The organism is Salmonella sp. 32020114201800008SM, assembly GCF_017572025.1.
GTDB classification, from domain to species: Bacteria; Pseudomonadota; Gammaproteobacteria; order Enterobacterales; family Enterobacteriaceae; genus Salmonella; species Salmonella enterica.
The window spans coordinates 569,641-589,949 of record NZ_JAGEQM010000002.1 but is presented as its reverse complement, the minus strand read 5'-3'; the positions used below and the strand labels follow the sequence as shown (position 1 = coordinate 589,949).

The window sequence follows — 20,309 nt, the reverse complement described above, 5'->3', positions numbered from 1 at the left end:
GATGAAAGACGCTCAGCTCAACACCTTGTGTCAACGTCATCAGGCTGTACTGATCAATAGCGCCAGCAACAGTATCACTGTTGCGGTGGTCGACGCGCCCTCTCATGCGTTACTGGACGCTCTGCATTTCGCCACGCAAAAACAGATTGATATTGTGTGCTGGACTCGCCAGCAAATGGAAAATCATCGGCATAAGCCGGATCAGGCACCCTCGGCAAACGCCGCGAAAGGCGGAGAAACCGCAGCCCAGCTTCTCAATCAGACATTACGCTCGGCGATGGCGAAACGCGCCTCTGATATCCATCTCGAACCCGGCGCCAGCCGCTACCGAATAAGACTCCGCATCGACGGCGTTCTTCATATTCTGCAGGACATCGCCAAAGAGACGGGGCTTGCGCTGACGGCCAGATTGAAAGTCCTGGGAAATTTGGACATCGCTGAACATCGACTGCCGCAGGACGGGCAATTTACCGTTGATCTGTCGGGAGACAGCATCTCTTTTCGTATCGCCACGCTTCCCTGTAAAGAAGGCGAAAAAGTCGTCTTACGGTTGTTGCATCAGGTTGAACAAACGCTGGATCTGGACACGCTGGGCATGTACGGGGCACAACTTACCGCTTTTAGACAAGCCCTACAGCAACCTCAGGGGCTGGTACTGGTGACTGGCCCCACCGGTAGCGGAAAAACGGTCACGCTATACAGCGCGCTACAAACCCGGAATACGCCGGGTATCAACCTCTGTAGCGTTGAGGATCCGATAGAAATTCCACTGGATGGGATTAACCAGACGCAGATCCATCCCCGCGCCGGGCTCACCTTTCAAAATGTGCTGCGTGCGCTATTACGCCAGGACCCTGACATCATCATGGTAGGTGAAATTCGTGACGGCGACACCGCAGAAATCGCCATTAAGGCGGCACAAACGGGCCATCTGGTACTTTCAACGCTACATACGAACTCCACCAGTGAAACCCTGATACGTTTGCAGCAAATGGGCGTAGCACGCTGGATGATCTCATCGGCGCTTACGCTGGTGGTAGCGCAACGCCTGGTAAGGAAGCTTTGCCCGCACTGCAAACATCGCCTGAGCGATCCCGTGGTACTATCGCCCAATCTTTGGCCCAGCGCGCTACCGCGCTGGCAGGCAAGCGGCTGTCAGCATTGCTACCACGGCTTTTATGGCCGAACCGCGTTATTCGAAGTGTTAACTGTTACCCCGGCATTACGTCAGTTAATTGCGAGCGGCGCATCGGCGCAAGCACTGGAAGCCCACCTCCAACAGACCGGTACAGGGACGCTTTTTGAAAATGGCTGTCGCGCCGTTGAGCAAGGCATGACGTCCTTTGAAGAGATACTGCGCGTTCTGGGAATGCCCCATGAGCGTTAAACAGCTCTGGCGCTGGCAAGGCGTTAACGATAAAGGTCAACTGGAACAAGACGTTGTATGGGTGGACAATCGTCTGGCGCTGATCATCACCCTGCAACATCAGCGCATTATGCCGCTTCGCATCAAGCGCATAGGCGTTAATGCCGCACTGTGGAAAGAAGAGCAAAGCGCTGAAATTATTCATCAGTTGGCCACGCTCATTCATGCCGGGCTGACGCTTTCTGAAGGGCTGGAACTCCTTGCGAAACAGCATCCCCACCGACAATGGCAAGCGCTGTTGCGCACGCTGGCTCACGAGCTTGAACAGGGCGTCCCTTTTTCCAGCGCATTAGTCTCCTGGCCGCAGGTATTTCCGCCGCTCTACCAGACGATGATCCGCACCGGAGAACTGACCGGCAAACTGGCCGAATGCTGCTTTGAACTGGCTCGTCAGCAAAAAGCGCAACGGCAGATTACGGTTAGCGTGAAAAAGGCGCTGCGCTATCCCGCCATTATTCTGACAATGGTCGCCCTGGTCGTTTTCGCCATGCTGCACTTTGTCCTGCCGGAATTTGCCGCCATTTACCGTAGCTTCAATACCCCGCTTCCTCTTCTGACACGCGGTATTATCGCGATAGCGCAATGGGGGTCGGCATGGGGTTGGCTCATCTTGTTCCTGACGATGCTCGTTGCTATCGCTCACCGCAGGGTAAAACAAAAGCCGTCCTGGCAAGCGCAGCGGCAGCGTCTTCTGCTACGGCTTCCCGTTATGGGTCGCCTGATAAGAGGCCAGAAACTAGCGCAAATATTCACCGTACTGGCATTAACCCAAAGCGCAGGTATTCCTTTTCTTCAGGGACTGGAAAGCGCTATCGATAGTCTCGGCTGCCCTTACTGGTCACAGCGTTTAACGCAGGTACATCAGGAGATCGCCGCGGGCAATCCGGTCTGGTTGGCGCTAAAAAATACCCAGGAATTTAGTCCGCTATGCCTGCAACTGGTCAGAACGGGCGAAGCGTCCGGTTCACTCGATATCATGCTGCATAACCTTGCCCGTCACCACAGTGAAACTACGCTGGCGCTGGCCGATAATCTGGCGTCGCTGTTGGAACCGGCGTTATTGATCATCACCGGCTTAATTATCGGTACGCTGGTGGTGGCGATGTATTTGCCGATTTTTCATCTGGGAGACGCGATGAGCGGGATGGGATAAGGCTGGCGCACATTTACGCCAGCCAGAATATTAGAGGCTATTGAAAATGCGGTTTTCTTGTTCCTGCACCCGAATAAAGGTGGTGCGTTTGGTCAACTCTTTCAGGCGAGACGCGCCGACATAAGTGCAGGCTGAGCGTAGACCGCCCAGGATATCGCGGGCGGTATTGCCCACCGGCCCACGCAGCGGCAATTTAACCGTTTTACCTTCTGCCGCGCGGTATTTCGCAACGCCGCCGACATGACGGTTCATCGCAGATTCCGAACTCATGCCGTAGAACAGCATGAATTTCTCGCCATTCTCTTCTACCACGCTGCCGCCGCTCTCTTCGTGACCCGCCAGCATACCGCCCAACATAACGAAATCCGCGCCGCCGCCGAAGGCTTTTGCTACGTCGCCTGGCATGGTGCAGCCGCCATCGCTGACGATCATGCCGCCCAGGCCATGCGCCGCGTCAGCACATTCGATAACCGCCGACAGTTGCGGATAACCGACGCCGGTTTTTACACGCGTCGTGCATACGGAGCCGGGACCAATTCCCACTTTCACGATATCGGCGCCGGAGAGGATAAGCTCTTCGCACATCTCGCCCGTTACCACATTGCCTGCGCAGATTGTTTTTGTCGGCCATGCTTCACGTGCTTTCGCGACGAACTGCACAAAATGTTCTGAATAGCCATTGGCCACATCAATACAGACAAAGTTCAGCGCAGGATTCAGCGCCAGAATCTGCACGGTTTTTTCGAAATCAGCATCAGAGGTCCCGGTGGAAACCATCACATGCTTCAGAACATCAGCCGAAGCCGTGTTGATAAAAGCTGCCCACTCTTCAACGGTATAATGTTTATGTACAGCAGTCAGAATATCAAACCCGGCCAATGCTTGCGCCATTTCAAACGTCCCGACGGTATCCATATTGGCCGCAATAATCGGTACGCCAGACCAGGTCTGACCTGAGTGTTTAAAGGTGAATTGACGTTCCAGTTCGACATCGGAACGGCTTTTGAGGGTAGAACGCTTAGGACGGATAAGAACGTCTTTAAAACCTAACTTCAGATCTTCTTCAATACGCATGTACGGATTCCTGGGGTTAATGGCGAAAAATCGAAACTCACAACTCCAGTGACGCTATCATACGCACTAATCATGGCCGTACAAGACTGCGAAATTCTCTTTTTTTACGTTACAATCCCATAAATTTACCTGGCGAATAGTAGGTTAATGCTCAGAGCGTATCGTCTTTGCATGCTTAAAATTTAACCTTTTGATTGTCAAACTAAAATTCCGGAAGCTGGAGATATGAGGTATACCGTAGCCTTAACCGGCGGTATTGGCAGCGGTAAAAGTACCGTCGCTGATGCCTTCGCTGACCTCGGAATAACCGTCATCGACGCGGATATTATTGCGCGCCAGATGGTTGAGCCAGGGCAGCCCGCCCTGAACGCAATAGCGGAACATTTTGGTTCTGAACTTATCGCCGCCGACGGCACGTTACGTCGCCGGGCGCTGCGTGAGCGTATTTTTTCGCATCCGGAAGAAAAAGCCTGGCTTAACGCCCTGCTTCACCCCTTAATTCAGCAGGAAACCCAACGACAGTTTCAACAGGCTACGTCGCCCTATGTGTTATGGGTTGTGCCTCTGCTGGTTGAAAACAGGCTGTATCAAAAAGCCAACCGCGTACTGGTGGTTGACGTGACGCCCGAAACGCAGCTCATACGCACAATGCAGCGTGATGATGTTACGCGCGAGCATGTTGAACACATTCTCGCTGCGCAGGCGACGCGTGAAGCGCGCCTTGCCGTGGCGGACGATGTTATTGATAATAACGGCGCACCGGATGCTATCGCATCAGATGTGGCCCGCCTGCACGCCAGTTATCTTAAGCTCGCGTCGCAGTTTGTCTCACAGGAAAAACCGTAATGCACACCCAGGTCCTATTTGAACACCCTCTCAATGAGAAGATGCGTACGTGGCTGCGCATAGAGTTTTTGATCCAACAGCTCTCCATCAACCTGCCAATTGCAGACCATGCTGGCGCACTGCATTTTTTCCGTAATATCAGCGATCTACTGGATGTGTTCGAACGGGGCGAAGTCCGTACCGAACTGCTGAAAGAACTGGAGCGCCAGCAGCGTAAATTACAGGCCTGGGTTGAGGTTCCCGGCGTCGATCAAGACCGTATTGAAGCCCTGCGCCAGCAGTTAAAATCGGCGGGCAGCGTGCTGATCTCCGCCCCGAGGATTGGCCAGCAGCTACGCGAAGATCGCTTGATTGCCCTTGTGCGTCAACGCTTAAGTATTCCTGGCGGCTGTTGCAGTTTCGATTTACCCACTCTGCATATCTGGTTGCACCTACAACAGGCGCAGCGCGACGCCCAGATTGAAACCTGGCTTGCCAGCCTGAATCCCCTCACCCAGGCGCTGACGCTGGTGCTTGATCTGATCCGTAATTCAGCGCCTTTCCGTAAGCAAACCAGCCTGAACGGTTTTTATCAGGATAACGGGGACGACGCCGATTTGCTGCGTCTTATGCTGACGCTCGATTCACAACTTTATCCGCAAATTTCCGGCCATAAGAGCCGTTTTGCCATTCGCTTTATGCCGCTGGATAGTGAAAATGGTCTGGTGCCGGAGCGTCTTGATTTTGAACTGGCCTGTTGCTAAGGAGTAAAAATGTCTGACGTGACCGTCGTAAACTGTCCGACCTGCGGTAAACCGGTCGTCTGGGGGGAAATTAGCCCCTTCCGCCCATTTTGTTCTAAACGCTGTCAGTTAATTGATTTGGGCGAATGGGCCGCCGAAGAGAAACGAATCGCCAGCAGCGGCGACCAGTCTGATAGCGACGACTGGAGCGAAGAGCGCTAACAGTGATGGCTCTGTTGAGATGGCAATATCGCCTTATGACAAAAATAATCAATAAATACGCGTAGTTTTGGCGCCATATGCGCGCGGCCGGGATAATACAAATAAACCGGCGAGATTAGGCTATAACAGAAACGTAGCCGCCACTGCGCCAGGGTGGATGAAAACCTCGGCGCGTTATCACTGACCCTAAGCCCGCAGGAGCTGACGGCAATTGAGGCGGTTTTTCCTCACGACGCCGCGGCCGGCCCCCGCTACTGGCCGGAAATTATGTCGACATTAAATCGCTAATAAGATCGATGGGGATCGTGTTGCGATCCCCCACTAAAGCGCAAATTGGCGTAATTTACGAATAATCGGTTCATTGGCCGGCGGAAAATCGTCCGTACTCAACGCGTTCTGCGCGATCCACCGTCCCGGCTGTCCTTCTTTCCCCCACGGTTCGCCATCCCAGCGTTCAACCAGCCAAAACCACAGCGTAATGTGTCTATCCGGGAATTGATATTCCAGAGTGTCGAATAATGTCACCTGTGTTGGCGTAATCCCCACCTCTTCCTGTAGCTCCCGGATCAACGCCTGCTCTGGTGTTTCGCCGGCTTCAATTTTTCCGCCGGGAAATTCCAGCTTGTTCGCCATATGCGCATCAGCGGCGCGTCGGGTAATAAAAATTTCGTCGTTCGGGTTGCGGATAATCCCAACCGCGATTTGCAGTTTTTTCATCTTGTTGCATCCATAAAAAAGGCGCAGTCGCCTGCGCCTTTTTATCTGTGTTCAATGCCAGGCCGAATAAGCGTAGCGCCCTTCGGCAATAATGCCAGCACCGACCTGATGGCAACACATTATGTCTTATCAGGCCGGTAAGTTTATCGCATTAGCTCAGGCGACCGTGACACTGTTTGTATTTCTTACCGGAACCGCAAGGGCAAGGATCGTTACGTCCAATCTTACGTTCGCCGGTTTGGGCGGCCAGATCGGCAGCCACGGCGGCATCGTCATCCTGATGGCTTAGCTGCTGCATCTGCGCCAGGCGCTCCGCCTCTTCGCGACGCTGCATTTCCATCGCTTCGACCTCTTCCGGCATACGTACCTGGACTTTGCTCAGGGTACTGATCACTTCATATTTCAGCGATTCCAGCATCGCGGCGAACATAGCGAAGGATTCGCGCTTGTATTCCTGCTTCGGATCTTTTTGCGCATAGCCGCGCAGATGAATACCCTGACGCAGGTAATCCATCGCCGCCAGGTGCTCTTTCCACAGGGAATCGAGCGTTTGCAGCATCACGCCTTTTTCGAAATGACGCATCATTTCAGCGCCAACCACCTCTTCTTTACGCTGATACACCTCGATGGACTGCGCCAGGATGCGCTCACGCAGCGTCTCCTCATGCAGCTCCGGCTCTTTATCCAGCCATTCGGCAATCGGCATCTCCAGGTCGAAGTCGTTTTTCAGGCGTTCCTGCAAACCCGGGATATCCCACATCTCTTCCAGCGACTGCGGCGGAATGTAGGCGTCGATAGTCGCCTTAAAGACATCTTCGCGAATGCTGTTAATGGTGTCGCTCACGTCAGACACATCCAGCAGTTCGTTACGCTGGGTATAAATTGCACGACGCTGATCGTTCGCCACATCATCATATTCCAGCAGTTGCTTACGAATATCGAAGTTACGGCTTTCTACTTTACGCTGCGCGTTAGCGATAGCTTTCGTCACCCACGGGTGCTCAATCGCTTCGCCCGGCTTCATCCCCAGTTTACGCATCATACCGGAGACACGATCGGAGGCGAAAATACGCATCAGCGCATCTTCCATCGACAGGTAGAAACGGGAAGAACCCGGATCGCCCTGGCGACCGGAACGGCCACGCAGCTGGTTGTCGATACGGCGGGATTCATGGCGCTCGGTGCCAATGATATGCAGACCGCCGGCAGCCAGAACCGCGTCATGGCGTACCTGCCAGTCCGCTTTAATCTGCGCAATCTGTTCTTCCGTCGGCGCTTCGAGCGCGGCGACTTCCGCCTGCCAGCTACCACCCAGCATAATATCGGTACCACGACCCGCCATGTTGGTAGCGATAGTGACCGCCGCTGGATAACCAGCCTGCGCAACGATGCCTGCTTCGTTGGCGTGGAATTTTGCGTTCAGTACGTTATGTTTGATGCCCGCTTTGGTCAGCTCTCTGGAGACCACTTCAGATTTCTCGATAGAAATCGTCCCGACCAGCACTGGCTGACCGTTCGCGGTACGTTCTTTAATATCTTCGATAATGGCCTGGATTTTTTCCGCTTCGGTCATGTAGACCAGATCCGGCAAATCTTTACGGATCATCGGACGGTTGGTCGGAACAACGACGGTGTCCAGCTTATAGATAGAGCTAAATTCGAAGGCTTCAGTATCCGCCGTACCGGTCATACCGGCCAGCTTTTCATACAGACGGAAGTAGTTCTGGAAGGTGATAGACGCCAGCGTCTGGTTTTCATTCTGAATTTCAACGCCTTCTTTCGCTTCTACCGCCTGGTGCAGACCGTCAGACCAGCGACGCCCCTGCATGGTACGACCGGTATGTTCATCAACAATGATGACTTCGCCGTCTTTCACAATGTAATCCACGTCACGGGTAAATAGCGCGTGCGCGCGCAGCGCGGCGGTGACGTGATGCATCAGCATAATATTGCCAGGCGAGTAGAGCGACTCGCCCTCATCCATAATGCCTTCTTGCACCAGTAGCTCTTCAATCAGCACCAGACCGCGTTCGGTCAGGTTAACCTGGCGCGCTTTCTCATCAACGGAGAAGTGGCCTTCGCCCTGGAAAGTGTCAGAATCTTCTTTCTCCTGACGAATCAGGTGCGGAATGATTTTGTTCACTTTTTTGTACATTTCCGAGCTATCTTCCGCCGGGCCGGAAATGATCAGCGGCGTACGCGCTTCATCGATCAGGATGGAGTCGACCTCATCCACCAGCGCATAATGCAGTTTACGCTGTACGCGCTCTTCCGGGCTGAACGCCATGTTGTCGCGCAGGTAGTCAAAACCGTATTCGTTGTTAGTGCCGTAAGTGATGTCGGCAGCGTAAGCTTCACGTTTGGCTGGCGCAGGCATACCTGGCAGGTTGATACCAACGGACATACCGAGGAATTCGAATAGCGGACGGTTGTTTTCGGCGTCACGCTGCGCCAGATAGTCGTTCACGGTTACCACATGAACGCCTTTGCCGGACAACGCGTTCAGGTAGGCTGGCAGCGTTGCGGTCAGCGTTTTACCTTCACCAGTACGCATTTCGGCGATACAGCGATCGTTGAGCACCATACCACCCAATAGCTGAACGTCGAAGTGACGCATCCCAAAGACGCGTTTACTGGCTTCACGCACCACCGCGAACGCTTCCGGAATCAGGCTCTCTACGCTTTCGCCTTTTTCAATACGGGCACGAAATTCGTTGGTTTTCGCTTTCAGTTCGTCATCGGAGAGTTTTTCCATCTCCGGTTCCATCGCATTAATAAGGCTGACGGCCTTACGCATACGACGCAGCGTACGATCGTTACGGCTACCGAATACTTTGGTTAATAATTTGATTAGCATAATAAAGTCTCAAATGCCCCGCGCCGCGGAGCTACAAATAAAGTAAAAGGGTCTTTTTTCGTTAGCTGAGACGTTGCGGACCGGCGCGGATACCCTGCGCCTGACTTATCCAGGCCGGGATGCTAAATGCGGTTTGTGGCGCAAAATACGCCAGGGAGAGGCGACGAACAATCGCCGGCGGCGTGCCCTCCAGCGTGAGCATCGCGCTGAGCGTATTCAGTAAGGCGATATGATGCGCCTGTAATGGCGACGGCGCGTCGGCAACGGGCAGCGTTTGCGGCGCCATTGCAAAAGAAAGGTGGCGAATCACCGTGCGAATAGCGTGCTGATGCCAGTAATCTACGGTGAAATTGGGACGACGGTTAGAGGCTTCTAACAGCGCAAGATGGCTAAAGTTAACTTTAGACGCGGTGCTGGCGGTCGTCCTTGCAGGCGTATTGGTTTCAGCGGCGTTACTGAGCGCGGGCAAACCAAAACTCGCCGCGACCATCCCTAATAAGAGATGCGGCCAGAAGTATCGTCTGCCTAACTGTCGCCAGCGCGTCAGTATTCCACTCACGTCATTGCCACCTGATATGCCCCTCATGGGCTTACGGAATCAAAACAATTTGCGCACAAATCTTATCATTAAAGCGTACGCGCTACAGCAGTAATGACGAGAAGCTAAGGTGAAAATCGGCTAAGAAAACAGCGAACGCGCCGTGTTTCCATTTAACCCTGTCAAAATGGCTGTATTAAGGAAAGCGCAGATAAAGGATAGTAAAAAAAACGACTGGCTCGCCTGGCCGGAGAGAGTGCCAGGTTAACCAGTCGAATTTTATACGACAGCGTATGTCGTTATGCCAGTACCGTCGAAGGCGCTTTGAAAGCCAACGGCAGTTCTGCGTCGTCCTGGAAGGTCACAAATTCCCAAGCTTCCTGTTTTGCCAGGACTGCCTGTAACAATTTGTTATTCAATGCGTGACCGGATTTATACGCGGTAAACGCACCAATAATATTGTGACCACACATGAACAAGTCACCGATCGCGTCGAGCATTTTGTGACGAACGAATTCATCTTCAAAACGCAGGCCGTCTTCGTTCAATACGCGATAATCGTCAACAACGATGGCACAATCGAAGCTGCCGCCCAGGCACAGGCCGCGGGACTGCAGATATTCGATATCACGCATAAAACCGAAGGTACGCGCACGGCTGATCTGGCGCATGAACGCATCCGCAGAGAAGTTCATCGCGTAGCGCTGGCTGCTGGAATCGATCGCCGGATGGTTAAAGTCGATGGTGAAATCCAACGTAAAACCATTGTACGGTCTGAATTCAGCCCATTTATCGCCATCTTCAACCCGAACAGTCTCTTTGATGCGTACGAATTTTTTGGCGCAGTTCAGTTCATCAATACCGGCATCAAGCAGCAGGTAGACAAACGGAGCGGCACTGCCATCCATGATCGGGATTTCCGGGGCATTAACCTCAATAACGATGTTATCGATACCTAAGCCCGCCAGAGCAGCGTTCAGGTGCTCAACGGTTGAAATCCGTACATCATGCTCATTCACCAGACACGTACAGAGCATGGTATCACGCACAGATTTGGCATCGGCCGGGAAATCTACCGGTGGATTCAAGTCGGTGCGACGATAGATGACCCCGGTATTGGCCGGCGCAGGGCGTAATGTCAGGGTGACTTTTTTGCCGGTGTGTAAACCGACGCCAGTCGCCTGAACGATACGTTTAAGTGTCCTTTGTTTGATCATCGTATAATCTCGCCAAATTACCTATCCAACCGAAGTGTACTATACATTCGGCGGGCCAGTTTAGCACAAAGAGCCCAGAATCCCAAATTCCAGCTAATTCTTAATCAGCTTGCTTACGCAGGAATGCGGGGATATCCAGATAATCCGGCTCTTTCGCCGCCTGTGGTGTATTGTCGTTAACCACTTTCGCAACCGTTTTTTGCTCCTGCGTCAGCGGCGCCATACCGTGCTGCTGATAACGATCCAACACCGGCTGCTGCACCTGTTTATTGGTGACCAGAGTGATTTCAGGACGCTTGTCCATACCAATTCCAGTGGCAACAACGGTCACGCGCAGTTCGTCGTTCATATCCGGGTCCAGAGAAGTACCGATAACCACGGTGGCGTTATCCGATGCAAAGGCACGGATGGTGTTACCGACGGTTTCGAACTCATCCAGACGCAGGTCGAAGCCCGCCGTAATGTTGACCAACACGCCGCGCGCGCCGGACAGGTCGATATCTTCCAGCAGCGGAGAAGAAATAGCCATTTCAGCCGCTTCTTCCGCACGGTCTTCACCGCTCGCCACGCCGGAGCCCATCATTGCGTAGCCCATTTCAGACATCACGGTACGCACGTCAGCAAAGTCGACGTTCATCAGGCCCGGGCGGGTGATCAGCTCTGCGATACCCTGAACCGCGCCTTTCAGCACGTCGTTAGCCGCGCCGAACGCGTCGAGCAGGGAGATACCACGACCCAGCACTTTCAGCAGCTTGTCGTTCGGGATGGTGATCAACGAGTCCACATGCTTGGACAGCTCGGTAATACCCTGCTCCGCAAATGCCATGCGCTTTTTGCCTTCAAAATTGAAAGGCTTAGTCACCACGGCAACGGTCAGAATACCTAAATCTTTTGCCACTTCAGCAACCACTGGCGCCGCGCCGGTTCCGGTACCGCCGCCCATGCCTGCCGCGATAAATACCATGTCTGCGCCTTCAAGCGCCGCACGCAGCGCTTCACGGTCTTCGTCCGCCGCGTTACGACCGACTTCCGGGTTAGCGCCAGCGCCCAGACCTTTGGTAATGCCGCTACCAATTTGAATGGTCTGGCCAACCGCCGTTTTACGCAACGCCTGAGCGTCGGTATTCACCGCGAAGAATTCAACACCTTCGATGCGCTCGCGCACCATGTGTTCAACAGCGTTACCGCCGCCACCACCGACGCCGATGACTTTAATCACCGCGTCGTTGGTTAGTTCCATAGGTTCAAACATAATCTCTCTCCGTCATGTGCCTGTCGCCTGAGGCCGTAATATCTGGCGGCCTCATAAAAATTAAAACTCTTTTCGCAGCCAGCTATTAAGTCGCTTGATCCACGAGCCAACTGATGCCGTAACACGTTTTTCCACTTCTGCTTCACCGTTTAAGTGGGACTCTTTCCCGTAGTGAAGCAATCCCACCGCCGTTGAGTAATACGGCTCCTGGGCATAATCCGTCAGACCGGTGATATTCAGCGGCGCGCCGATACGCACCTGCGTATGAAACACGCGCTGAGCGCAAGCAGCAAGCCCTTCGATTTGCGCCGCGCCGCCGGTTAACACAATCCCCGCCGCCAGGTGATGTTTTACCCCTTGTTGGCGAAGCTGTTCCTGTAATTGCAATATCTCTTCGTTGACCAGATTGAGCAGCTCGGTGTAACGCGGCTCAATCACTTCCGCCAGCGTCTGACGTTGCAGGCTGCGCGGCGGACGCCCGCCTACGCTCGGTACTTCAACGCTTTCGTCTTTACCGACAATGGAGCCCAGCGCGCAACCGTGGCGGACTTTAATGGCTTCAGCATCGCTCGGCGGCGTACCAAAGGCATAAGCGATATCGCTGGTCACCACGTTCCCCGCGTAAGGGATCACTTTGGTATGACGCAGCGCGCCGCCAGTATAAACGGCGATATCCATTGTACCACCGCCGATATCCACGACACAGACGCCCAGTTCACGTTCATCTTCCGTTAACACGGAATAACTGGCCGCCAGTCCGGCAAATATCAGTTGGTCAACTTTCAGACCACAACGTTCAACAGCTTTGACAATGTTTTTTGCCATATCGTTGTGGCAGGTAATCAAATGTACTTTCGCCTGCATACGCACGCCGGAAAGACCGACCGGATTTTTAATGCCTTCCTGGTAGTCAATGGCGTACTCCTGAGGAATCACATGCAGCACGCGATGTTCATCGCGCACGCGCACTGACTTCGCAGTATGCACGACGTTTTCCACATCTTCCTGCGTCACTTCCTCTTCGGAAATGGGCACCATACCAATTTCATTCTGACAGCTAATATGTTTGCCGGAAAGCGCCAGATATACCGAGGAGATCTGGCAATCAGCCATCAATTCCGCCTGGTCAATGGCGCGCTGAACGCATTTCACCACTGACTCAAGGTCATTCACCCCGCCTTTATCCATACCCCGCGATGGGCAACTGCCCACGCCAATGATATTGACCATACCGTCGGGCAGAACTTCCCCTACTAAAGCGGCAACCTTCGCGGTGCCAATCTCCAGTCCTACTACCAGTTTTCTGTCCGTCGCCTTGATCATTGTTGTTCTGCCTGTGCCTGATTCTGTTGCTGATTAGATTCCTCAGGGGGGAGCGGCGCCCAGCCAACTGCCGCACCTGAGTCATAACGCAAATCAACGTAGCTAATCCGTTTGCCATCGGTTTGCGCCTGCTGCTGTAAAACCGGATAGAGTTCTACAAAGCGAGCCAACCTTTTCATCGTATCGCCCCTGCCGAGATTGAGCTTAATGCCGTTATTAAGCGTCAATTGCCAGGAGCGACGTGCGGTCATCGCCGCTTCCTTTAGAGTGAATTTATCCTTAGCCAGCACCTGCCCCATCTCGCGGTATCCCTGCAACACTTCACTCGCGCTGCCTTCCGGGCCATACAACATGGGTAAAACCTGTTTGCCGATGCGGTCTGACGGCACGCTGAAGGTGTTCCCTTCAGCATCGACCATATGTTGATCATTCCAACGCGCAATCGGCACATATTCAACCAGATGAATCTTCAATTCATCAGGCCACTGTTTTCTGACGCTGGCCTGTTTAATCCACGGCAAACGCTCAATCTGGCTCTGGATAATGTTCACATCCTGCGTCATGAAGGTTCCCGGCGCGCCCAGAGCCAGTATCGCCTGACGGATATCATCGTTACGCGTATAGTGACGCTCGCCGGTTAATACCAGCTTTGATAACGGTAAACGCTGCGCATCTTCCATCCACCCTAACACGACCCACCCGCTAACAAACACGGTGCACAGTACCGTCAGCAGAAATAAAATACCTGCAAGACGCGTTCCATTATTGCGGCGTGAAGAAGGCGTCTCTTCATCACTGTTTCGCGTGTTCAGCGCAGCCTGCGACATATCAGTCCGCCAACTCCAGAATTCGTACCACTAACTGCGAGAAGCTCATTCCCGCCTGACGCGCCGCCATCGGCACCAGACTATGGCTGGTCATCCCCGGAGAAGTATTGGCTTCCAGCAGATAAAACTGACCATCGCTGTCCAGCATGACGTCAATACGCCCCCATCCCGTGCAGCCTAAAGCTTTCCATGCCTGCAGGACGAGAGACTGTAGCGCGGCTTCCTGGGACGCTTCTAAACCGGCAGGACAGAAATACTGAGTCTCATCAGAGAGATACTTCGCCTCATAATCATAGAAGGTTCCTGCCGGTTGGATACGAATTGACGGTAAAATTTCTTCGCCAACTATCGCCACCGTAAATTCCGGACCGCACAGCCATTTCTCAATCAGTATTTCGTCATCATGCTGAAAAGCCAATGATAACGCACTCTGTAAAGCATTTTCTTCTACTACTTTCGTCATACCGACGCTGGAGCCTTCACGGCTGGGTTTGACGATCAGCGGTAAACCCAGCGCCGAAATTCGCGCTTTTTGTTCTTCGCTAAGGCCTTTTTCAAACTCAGCGCGCGTCAGCGCGACCCACGGCGCAACCGGTAAGCCTGCGCCCTGCCACAGCAATTTACTGCGCAGTTTATCCATGGAAAGCGCCGAGGCCATCACGCCGCTGCCGGTATAAGGCAGGCCGAGCAGTTCAAGCATTCCCTGTAAGGTGCCATCTTCACCGCCACGGCCATGCAACGCAATAAAGACCTTCTGAAAGCCCATTGCTTTAAGCTGCGCGACATCGACCTCTTGCGGATCGACGGGATGCGCATTAATGCCGCCTTCACGTAGCCCGGCCAACACTGCCGCGCCGGAATTTAACGAAACGTCCCGCTCCGCAGAGGTTCCGCCCAACAGGACCGCGATTTTATCAGCCATGTTGCTCTTCCTCCTGGATTTGCGGCTTCAGCTTGATTTCAGATAAGTAACGCGCAATTTTGCCAACATTTCCTGCGCCTTGCACTAATATCAAGTCGTTACCCGTCAGCACCGGCGCTAACATTGTCGCAACCTGAGCCGGATCGGAAACCAGAATCGGGTCAATTTTTCCCCGATTACGAATCGTACGACATAAAGAACGGCTATCCGCGCCCGGAATCGGCGCTTCACCCGCCGGGTAAACGTCCAGCATCAGCAGCGCATCGACCTGGGTCAGCACATTGGCGAAATCGTCATACAGATCGCGCGTGCGCGTGTAACGGTGCGGCTGAAACAGCATCACCAGGTTTTTATCCGGCCACCCTGCTCGCGCAGCTTTAATGGTGGCGTCTACTTCGGTCGGATGATGGCCATAGTCATCCACCAGCATCGCCGTCCCGGCTTTACCATTCACCGGCTCAAGCGGGAACTCGCCGAGGAAGTCAAAACGACGCCCGGTCCCCTGGAAGCTTTCCAGCGCGCGCAGGATAGCGTCATCGGCGATGCCTTCTTCGGTCGCTACCGCCACTGCCGCAGCGGCATTCAGGGCATTGTGGCGACCCGGCGCATTCAACGTGACATGCAGATCCGGCATTCCCTGGCGCAACAGCGTAAAGTGCCCCTGCGGCCCTATCTGCTGATAATCTTCTACGCGGACGTCAGCATCCTCGCTAAAGCCATACGTCGTGGTCTGACGCCCCACCCGCGGCAGCAACTCGCGGATGACCGGATCGTCGACGCACATTACCGCGCGACCATAGAACGGCAGGTTATGCAGGAAGTTAATAAACGTCTGCTTTAAATTTTCAAAGTCGCCATGATAGGTATCCATATGGTCGGCTTCGATGTTGGTGACGATCGCGACCATCGGCTGCAAATGCAGGAAAGATGCGTCGCTCTCATCTGCCTCGGCAATCAGGTAACGACTATGGCCCAGACGCGCATGAACGCCTGCGGCTTTCACCAGTCCGCCATTCACGAAAGTCGGGTCCAGCCCCGCTTCGGCATAAATACTGGACACCATCGCGGTCGTTGTGGTTTTTCCGTGCGTCCCGGCAATGGCGATGCCGTGGCGAAAACGCATCAGTTCCGCCAGCATTTCCGCACGGCGAATAACCGGAATACGCGCTTCATGCGCCGCGACAATTTCCGGGTTATCCGCGGAAATTGCGCTGGAAACGACGACCACGCTGGCATCACGCACATTTTCCGGACGATGGTTAAAGAAAATCGTCGCCCCCAGGCTCGTCAACTGCTGGGTCACCGGATTCGGCGCTAAATCGGAACCACTGATCTGATACCCTTCATTGGCCAGAACTTCGGCAATACCGCCCATACCAGCACCACCGATGCCGACAAAGTGAATGTGCCGAACGCGACGCATTTCGGGCACGATGGAACGCAGTTTTGCCAGTTGTTGTGTATTCATTCTTTACGCCATTAACTCCAATACCCGCCATACTTCAAATTGCAGATGCGTTGGCTTGCCTGCAACCCAAATTATTGAGGGTAGAAAAACCCTGCGATGCAAAAGGCACCGCCACAAATTATGTCCGGGCAACCCGGCTGACTTCACTGGCGACGCGTTCGGTAGCATCCGGAATGGATACCGCGCGGGCACGCTCCGCCATGGTTAACAACGCCTCGCGCGACCACCCCGCCAGGGTGTCGGCGACAGCCTCTACAGTAAACTGCGGCTGCTCAAAAATCTTAGCTGCGCCGGCGTTTTCTAACGGCAGCGCATTCCAGTACTGCTGCCTGTCTTTATGCTGAAACGGCACGAATATCGCCGGTAATCCGGCGGCGGCGATCTCGCTCACCGTTAAAGCGCCGGAACGACATACCACCACATCCGCCCACGCATAGGCGGCGGCCATGTCATCGATAAATTCCGTTACCTTATGTTGCGGTTGTCCCGCCCCGGCATATGCCTGCTCTACCGTGAGCTGCGCGCCTTTTCCGCTTTGATGCCAGATTGTAACCGTATCGCCCAGTCTGGCGGCAACCTGCGGCATCGTCTGGTTCAGGACTCGCGCCCCCTGAGAACCGCCGACCACCAACACGCGAATCGGGCCGTCACGACCGGCCAGACGCACCTGCGGCAACGGCAACGCCAGTACGTCGGTACGCACCGGGTTACCCACCACTTCCGCGTTCGGGAACGCACCGGGAAACGCCTGCATCACCGTGGTCGCGATTTTGGCCAGCCACTGATTGGTTAGCCCGGCGATACCGTTTTGCTCATGCAAAACGACCGGAATACCCAATGACCAGGCGGCAAGACCGCCGGGGCCGGAAACATAACCGCCCATTCCCAGCACGACATCCGGCTTAAACCGCTTCATGATCGCCCGCGCCTGCCGCCAGGCGTTAAAAATCCGCAGCGGCGCCGCCAGAAGCGCTTTTACGCCTTTACCGCGCAGACCGGAGATCCGAATAAAGTCAATGTCGATGCCATGCTTCGGCACTAAATCCGCTTCCATACGATCGGCGGTACCCAGCCAGCGAACCTGCCAGCCCTGGGCCATTAAATGATGCGCAACGGCCAGTCCCGGGAACACGTGCCCGCCGGTACCGCCCGCCATCACCATTAACCGCTTCGGTTGACCACTCATCGAGAACCTCGTGTAAACGCCTGCGCTTTTTCCAGACGCGTTTCATAATCAATACGTAATAAAAACATAATGGCCGTCGACATAATCAACAGACTCGACCCGCCATAACTGATCAGCGGCAGCGTAAGGCCTTTGGTCGGCAGCATCCCCGCGGCCGCGCCAACGTTTACCAGCGCCTGGAAACTAAACCAGATACCGATAGAACACGCTAAAAATCCGGAAAAACGGTGGTCAATCTCCAATGCCTTACGGCCAATCGACATCGCGCGAAAAGCGACGAAGAATACCATTAAAAGCGCCAATACCACACCGATATAACCCAGTTCTTCCCCAATAATGGCGAAGATGAAATCGGTGTGCGCCTCCGGCAAATACTCCAGTTTCTGCACCGAATTCCCCAGCCCTTGCCCCCATATCTCACCGCGACCAAAAGCCATCAGCGACTGCGTCAGCTGATAACCGCTGCCGAACGGATCTTCCCAGGGGTTCCAGAACGAGGTAACGCGGCGAATACGATACGGTTCGGCGAGGATTAACAGAATCACCGCCGAGATGCCCATCCCGATAATGGCGATGAACTGCCATAATTTCGCCCCGGCGAGAAACAGCATCGCCAGCGTGGTGACAAACAGTACGACCACCGTCCCGAGGTCAGGCTGCGCCAGCAGTAACACCGCCAGCACCAGAATCACGCCCATTGGTTTTAAAAAGCCGCGCAGGTTATTTCGCACCTCATCAACCTTACGCACCAGATAGTTCGCGAGGTAGCAGAACAGCGACAGCTTGGTAAACTCCGCAGGCTGAATACGCAGCGGCCCCAGCGCAATCCAGCGCGACGCCCCGTTGACCGAGCTCCCGACGACCAGCACAATAAGCAGCATAATGATCGACGCAATCAGCATCGTCGTGCTGTATTTTTGCCAGAAGGTCATGGGCAAACGTAGCGTGACCATCGCCAGACAAAATGCCAGGAAGATATAGAGCGCATCACGTTTGGCAAACAAAAACGGATCGTTCGCCAGGCGCTGCCCGACTGGCATGGAGGCCGACGTCACCATGACAAAACCAATCGCCGCCAGCCCGAAGGTCAGCCATAGCAGCGTGCGGTCATACATGATCAGACTGTCGGCGTCTTTATCGCGCGAAGCCATCACCCAGCCTTTAAGCGCCGCAAACAGCCAGGCCAGGAGGCCAAAGCCTGGTACGCGCGGCATTCTCAGACGGGGGAGAGATAAACGCATCAACCTAACTCCTTCGCCAGACGGGTAAAGACATCGCCCCGTTGCTCAAAATTTTTAAACTGATCGAGGCTGGCGCAGGCGGGCGACAGCAGCACCATATCTCCCGGCTGAACGCGCGGCGCCAGCAAACGCATCGCCTCTTCCATCGTCTCAGTCTGTTGGGCGATTTCCGGACGCAGCGCGGCAAGCTGCGCGCCATCGCGCCCAAAGCAATACAGGCGGATACGGTCGCCGGTCAGATAGCGCGCCAGCGGAGAAAAGTCTGCCGACTTACCGTCGCCGCCCAGCAGCAGATGCAGCGTACCGTCCACATGCAAACCGTTTAGCGCCGCTTCGGTACTGCCGACATTGGTCGCTTTCGAGTCGTTGATCCAACGAACGCCGTTATGCTCCAACGCCAGCTGGAAGCGATGCGCCAGACCGGTAAATGTCGTCAACGCCTTCAAACTGCTGGCGCGCGGCAGACCTACGGCATCCGCCAGCGCCAGCGCCGCTAACGCATTGGTATAGTTATGCTGCCCGGAAAGCTTCATCTCTTTCACGTTCAGCACCTTCTCGCCTTTGACTCGCAGCCAGGTTTCGCCCTGCTGACGATTAAGGTGATAATCGCCCATATTGACGCCAAAGCTAACGCAGCGTTCATCGGCCCCGCGTACCGGCATCGTCAACGCGTCATCGGCATTCACTACGCACACTTTCGCCTTCTCGTAGACGCGCAGTTTCGCCGCCCGGTACTGTTGCAAACCAAACGGATACCGGTCCATATGATCTTCAGTGACGTTGAGCACCGTTGCCGCCGCCGCTTGCAAACTTGAGGTAGTTTCCAGTTGGAAACTGGATAATTCCAGCACGTACAATTCGCGATCGGCATCCAGCAGCATCAGCGCCGGAAGACCGATATTGCCGCCAACGCCGACATTGACGCCCGCCGCTTTCGCCATCTCGCCCACTAAGGTGGTCACGGTGCTTTTGCCGTTCGAGCCGGTGATGGCCACAATCGGCGCCTGCGCTTCGCGGCAAAACAGTTCGATATCGCCGACAATTTCCACTCCAGCGCTGGCGGCAGCGCTAAGAGAGGGATGTGCCAGAGCAATACCAGGGCTGGCGACGATTAAATCCGCCGCTAAGAGCCACTCGTCGTTCAGGCCGCCAACGTGACGCTCAACCTCTTGCGGCAGCTTATCCAGACCCGGCGGCGTCACGCGAGTATCCATCACCCGCGGCGTCACGCCGCGGGCGAGAAAAAAGTCCACGCAAGAGAGTCCGGTTAAGCCCAGACCAATAATGACGACGTTTTTGTCCTGGTAATCAGCCATGA

General features: G+C 54.5%; 18 protein-coding genes and 2 pseudogenes. 6 read left to right on the top strand and 14 right to left on the bottom strand.

Annotation, left to right across the window (positions count from 1 at the left end; all coding sequences use genetic code 11):
• Position 1 precedes the first annotated feature (1 nt).
• A complete protein-coding gene (gspE, locus tag J4613_RS08805) occupies positions 2–1,387 on the top strand; it encodes a type II secretion system protein GspE (protein WP_020839589.1) in 1,386 nt (461 codons plus the stop codon).
• Entirely contained in the window at positions 1,377–2,579 is a 1,203-nt protein-coding gene (hofC, locus tag J4613_RS08800; protein ID WP_000114103.1) for a protein transport protein HofC, read from the top strand. Before gspE ends, hofC begins: the two co-directional genes overlap by 11 nt.
• 30 nt (positions 2,580–2,609) lie before the next feature.
• On the opposite strand, the gene J4613_RS08795 is transcribed toward hofC, so the two are convergent.
• Complete coding sequence (locus J4613_RS08795; RefSeq protein WP_001217365.1) at positions 2,610–3,653, bottom strand: GMP reductase; 1,044 nt, start codon at positions 3,651–3,653, stop codon at positions 2,610–2,612.
• Positions 3,654–3,878: 225 nt separating this feature from the next.
• On the opposite strand from J4613_RS08795, the gene coaE reads away from it, so the two are divergent.
• The 3 genes from coaE to yacG are packed head-to-tail and all read left to right on the top strand — an operon-like array spanning position 3,879 to position 5,443.
• Complete coding sequence (gene coaE, locus J4613_RS08790) at positions 3,879–4,499, top strand: dephospho-CoA kinase (protein WP_001270913.1); 621 nt, start codon at positions 3,879–3,881, stop codon at positions 4,497–4,499.
• A complete protein-coding gene (zapD, locus tag J4613_RS08785) occupies positions 4,499–5,242 on the top strand; it encodes a cell division protein ZapD (RefSeq protein WP_000557443.1) in 744 nt (247 codons plus the stop codon). The genes coaE and zapD overlap by 1 nt, the downstream gene beginning before the upstream one ends.
• Before the next feature lie 9 nt (positions 5,243–5,251).
• Positions 5,252–5,443, top strand: a complete 192-nt coding sequence (gene yacG, locus J4613_RS08780; RefSeq protein WP_001286419.1) for a DNA gyrase inhibitor YacG — start codon at positions 5,252–5,254, stop codon at positions 5,441–5,443.
• On the opposite strand, the pseudogene J4613_RS08775 reads toward yacG, so the two are convergent.
• Positions 5,440–5,547 (bottom strand): annotated as a pseudogene (locus J4613_RS08775) (LysR family transcriptional regulator); the annotation flags it as partial. The gene yacG and the pseudogene J4613_RS08775 sit on opposite strands and share 4 nt — an antisense overlap.
• 34 nt (positions 5,548–5,581) lie before the next feature.
• On the opposite strand from J4613_RS08775, the pseudogene J4613_RS22865 reads away from it, so the two are divergent.
• Positions 5,582–5,731: pseudogene (locus J4613_RS22865) on the top strand (aldo/keto reductase); the annotation flags it as partial.
• Between the two features lie 33 nt (positions 5,732–5,764).
• Here J4613_RS22865 and mutT read toward each other — a convergent pair.
• From mutT to murD, 12 genes are all read right to left on the bottom strand, one after another.
• Positions 5,765–6,160 (bottom strand): 8-oxo-dGTP diphosphatase MutT, encoded by a 396-nt coding sequence (gene mutT / locus J4613_RS08770; protein WP_000736062.1) that lies wholly within the window; start codon positions 6,158–6,160, stop codon positions 5,765–5,767.
• Positions 6,161–6,311: 151 nt separating this feature from the next.
• Positions 6,312–9,017, bottom strand: a complete 2,706-nt coding sequence (gene secA, locus J4613_RS08765) for a preprotein translocase subunit SecA (RefSeq protein WP_000905756.1) — start codon at positions 9,015–9,017, stop codon at positions 6,312–6,314.
• Positions 9,018–9,078: 61 nt separating this feature from the next.
• Positions 9,079–9,576: a secA translation cis-regulator SecM gene (secM, locus tag J4613_RS08760; RefSeq protein ID WP_198871417.1), complete on the bottom strand. Its 498-nt coding sequence runs from the start codon at positions 9,574–9,576 to the stop codon at positions 9,079–9,081.
• Between the two features lie 278 nt (positions 9,577–9,854).
• A complete protein-coding gene (gene lpxC / locus J4613_RS08755) occupies positions 9,855–10,772 on the bottom strand; it encodes a UDP-3-O-acyl-N-acetylglucosamine deacetylase (protein ID WP_000595487.1) in 918 nt (305 codons plus the stop codon).
• 100 nt (positions 10,773–10,872) lie between these two features.
• A complete protein-coding gene (gene ftsZ / locus J4613_RS08750) occupies positions 10,873–12,024 on the bottom strand; it encodes a cell division protein FtsZ (RefSeq protein ID WP_000462785.1) in 1,152 nt (383 codons plus the stop codon).
• A gap of 60 nt (positions 12,025–12,084) precedes the next feature.
• Entirely contained in the window at positions 12,085–13,347 is a 1,263-nt protein-coding gene (gene ftsA, locus J4613_RS08745) for a cell division protein FtsA (RefSeq protein WP_000588463.1), read from the bottom strand.
• Complete coding sequence (gene ftsQ, locus J4613_RS08740; protein WP_000075728.1) at positions 13,344–14,174, bottom strand: cell division protein FtsQ; 831 nt, start codon at positions 14,172–14,174, stop codon at positions 13,344–13,346. The genes ftsA and ftsQ overlap by 4 nt, the downstream gene beginning before the upstream one ends.
• A 1-nt stretch (position 14,175) precedes the next feature.
• Positions 14,176–15,096 carry a D-alanine--D-alanine ligase gene (locus J4613_RS08735; RefSeq protein WP_111742463.1) on the bottom strand — a complete coding sequence of 307 codons (921 nt, stop codon included), beginning with the start codon at positions 15,094–15,096 and terminating at the stop codon, positions 14,176–14,178.
• The gene (gene murC, locus J4613_RS08730; protein ID WP_001096070.1) at positions 15,089–16,564 is read right to left on the bottom strand and encodes a UDP-N-acetylmuramate--L-alanine ligase; all 1,476 of its coding nucleotides are present in this window, start codon (positions 16,562–16,564) and stop codon (positions 15,089–15,091) included. The genes J4613_RS08735 and murC overlap by 8 nt, the downstream gene beginning before the upstream one ends.
• Positions 16,565–16,682: 118 nt before the next feature.
• Positions 16,683–17,750 (bottom strand): undecaprenyldiphospho-muramoylpentapeptide beta-N-acetylglucosaminyltransferase, encoded by a 1,068-nt coding sequence (gene murG, locus J4613_RS08725; protein WP_000016613.1) that lies wholly within the window; start codon positions 17,748–17,750, stop codon positions 16,683–16,685.
• On the bottom strand, positions 17,747–18,991 hold the full coding sequence (ftsW, locus tag J4613_RS08720) for a cell division protein FtsW (protein ID WP_001239803.1): 1,245 nt from the start codon (positions 18,989–18,991) through the stop codon (positions 17,747–17,749). The genes murG and ftsW overlap by 4 nt, the downstream gene beginning before the upstream one ends.
• Entirely contained in the window at positions 18,991–20,307 is a 1,317-nt protein-coding gene (gene murD / locus J4613_RS08715; RefSeq protein WP_000796443.1) for a UDP-N-acetylmuramoyl-L-alanine--D-glutamate ligase, read from the bottom strand. The genes ftsW and murD overlap by 1 nt, the downstream gene beginning before the upstream one ends.
• Between the last annotated feature and the right edge of the window lie 2 nt (positions 20,308–20,309).

What these genes read in the sequence shown, in the direction of transcription:
- gspE (WP_020839589.1), top strand. Translation starts at nt 2, where the DNA reads ATGAAAGACGCTCAGCTCAACACCTTGTGTCAACGTCATCAGGCTGTA.
- hofC (WP_000114103.1), top strand. Translation starts at nt 1,377, where the DNA reads ATGAGCGTTAAACAGCTCTGGCGCTGGCAAGGCGTTAACGATAAAGGT.
- J4613_RS08795 (WP_001217365.1), bottom strand. Translation starts at nt 3,653, where the DNA reads ATGCGTATTGAAGAAGATCTGAAGTTAGGTTTTAAAGACGTTCTTATC.
- coaE (WP_001270913.1), top strand. Translation starts at nt 3,879, where the DNA reads ATGAGGTATACCGTAGCCTTAACCGGCGGTATTGGCAGCGGTAAAAGT.
- zapD (WP_000557443.1), top strand. Translation starts at nt 4,499, where the DNA reads ATGCACACCCAGGTCCTATTTGAACACCCTCTCAATGAGAAGATGCGT.
- yacG (WP_001286419.1), top strand. Translation starts at nt 5,252, where the DNA reads ATGTCTGACGTGACCGTCGTAAACTGTCCGACCTGCGGTAAACCGGTC.
- mutT (WP_000736062.1), bottom strand. Translation starts at nt 6,160, where the DNA reads ATGAAAAAACTGCAAATCGCGGTTGGGATTATCCGCAACCCGAACGAC.
- secA (WP_000905756.1), bottom strand. Translation starts at nt 9,017, where the DNA reads ATGCTAATCAAATTATTAACCAAAGTATTCGGTAGCCGTAACGATCGT.
- lpxC (WP_000595487.1), bottom strand. Translation starts at nt 10,772, where the DNA reads ATGATCAAACAAAGGACACTTAAACGTATCGTTCAGGCGACTGGCGTC.
- ftsZ (WP_000462785.1), bottom strand. Translation starts at nt 12,024, where the DNA reads ATGTTTGAACCTATGGAACTAACCAACGACGCGGTGATTAAAGTCATC.
- ftsA (WP_000588463.1), bottom strand. Translation starts at nt 13,347, where the DNA reads ATGATCAAGGCGACGGACAGAAAACTGGTAGTAGGACTGGAGATTGGC.
- ftsQ (WP_000075728.1), bottom strand. Translation starts at nt 14,174, where the DNA reads ATGTCGCAGGCTGCGCTGAACACGCGAAACAGTGATGAAGAGACGCCT.
- J4613_RS08735 (WP_111742463.1), bottom strand. Translation starts at nt 15,096, where the DNA reads ATGGCTGATAAAATCGCGGTCCTGTTGGGCGGAACCTCTGCGGAGCGG.
- murC (WP_001096070.1), bottom strand. Translation starts at nt 16,564, where the DNA reads ATGAATACACAACAACTGGCAAAACTGCGTTCCATCGTGCCCGAAATG.
- murG (WP_000016613.1), bottom strand. Translation starts at nt 17,750, where the DNA reads ATGAGTGGTCAACCGAAGCGGTTAATGGTGATGGCGGGCGGTACCGGC.
- ftsW (WP_001239803.1), bottom strand. Translation starts at nt 18,991, where the DNA reads ATGCGTTTATCTCTCCCCCGTCTGAGAATGCCGCGCGTACCAGGCTTT.
- murD (WP_000796443.1), bottom strand. Translation starts at nt 20,307, where the DNA reads ATGGCTGATTACCAGGACAAAAACGTCGTCATTATTGGTCTGGGCTTA.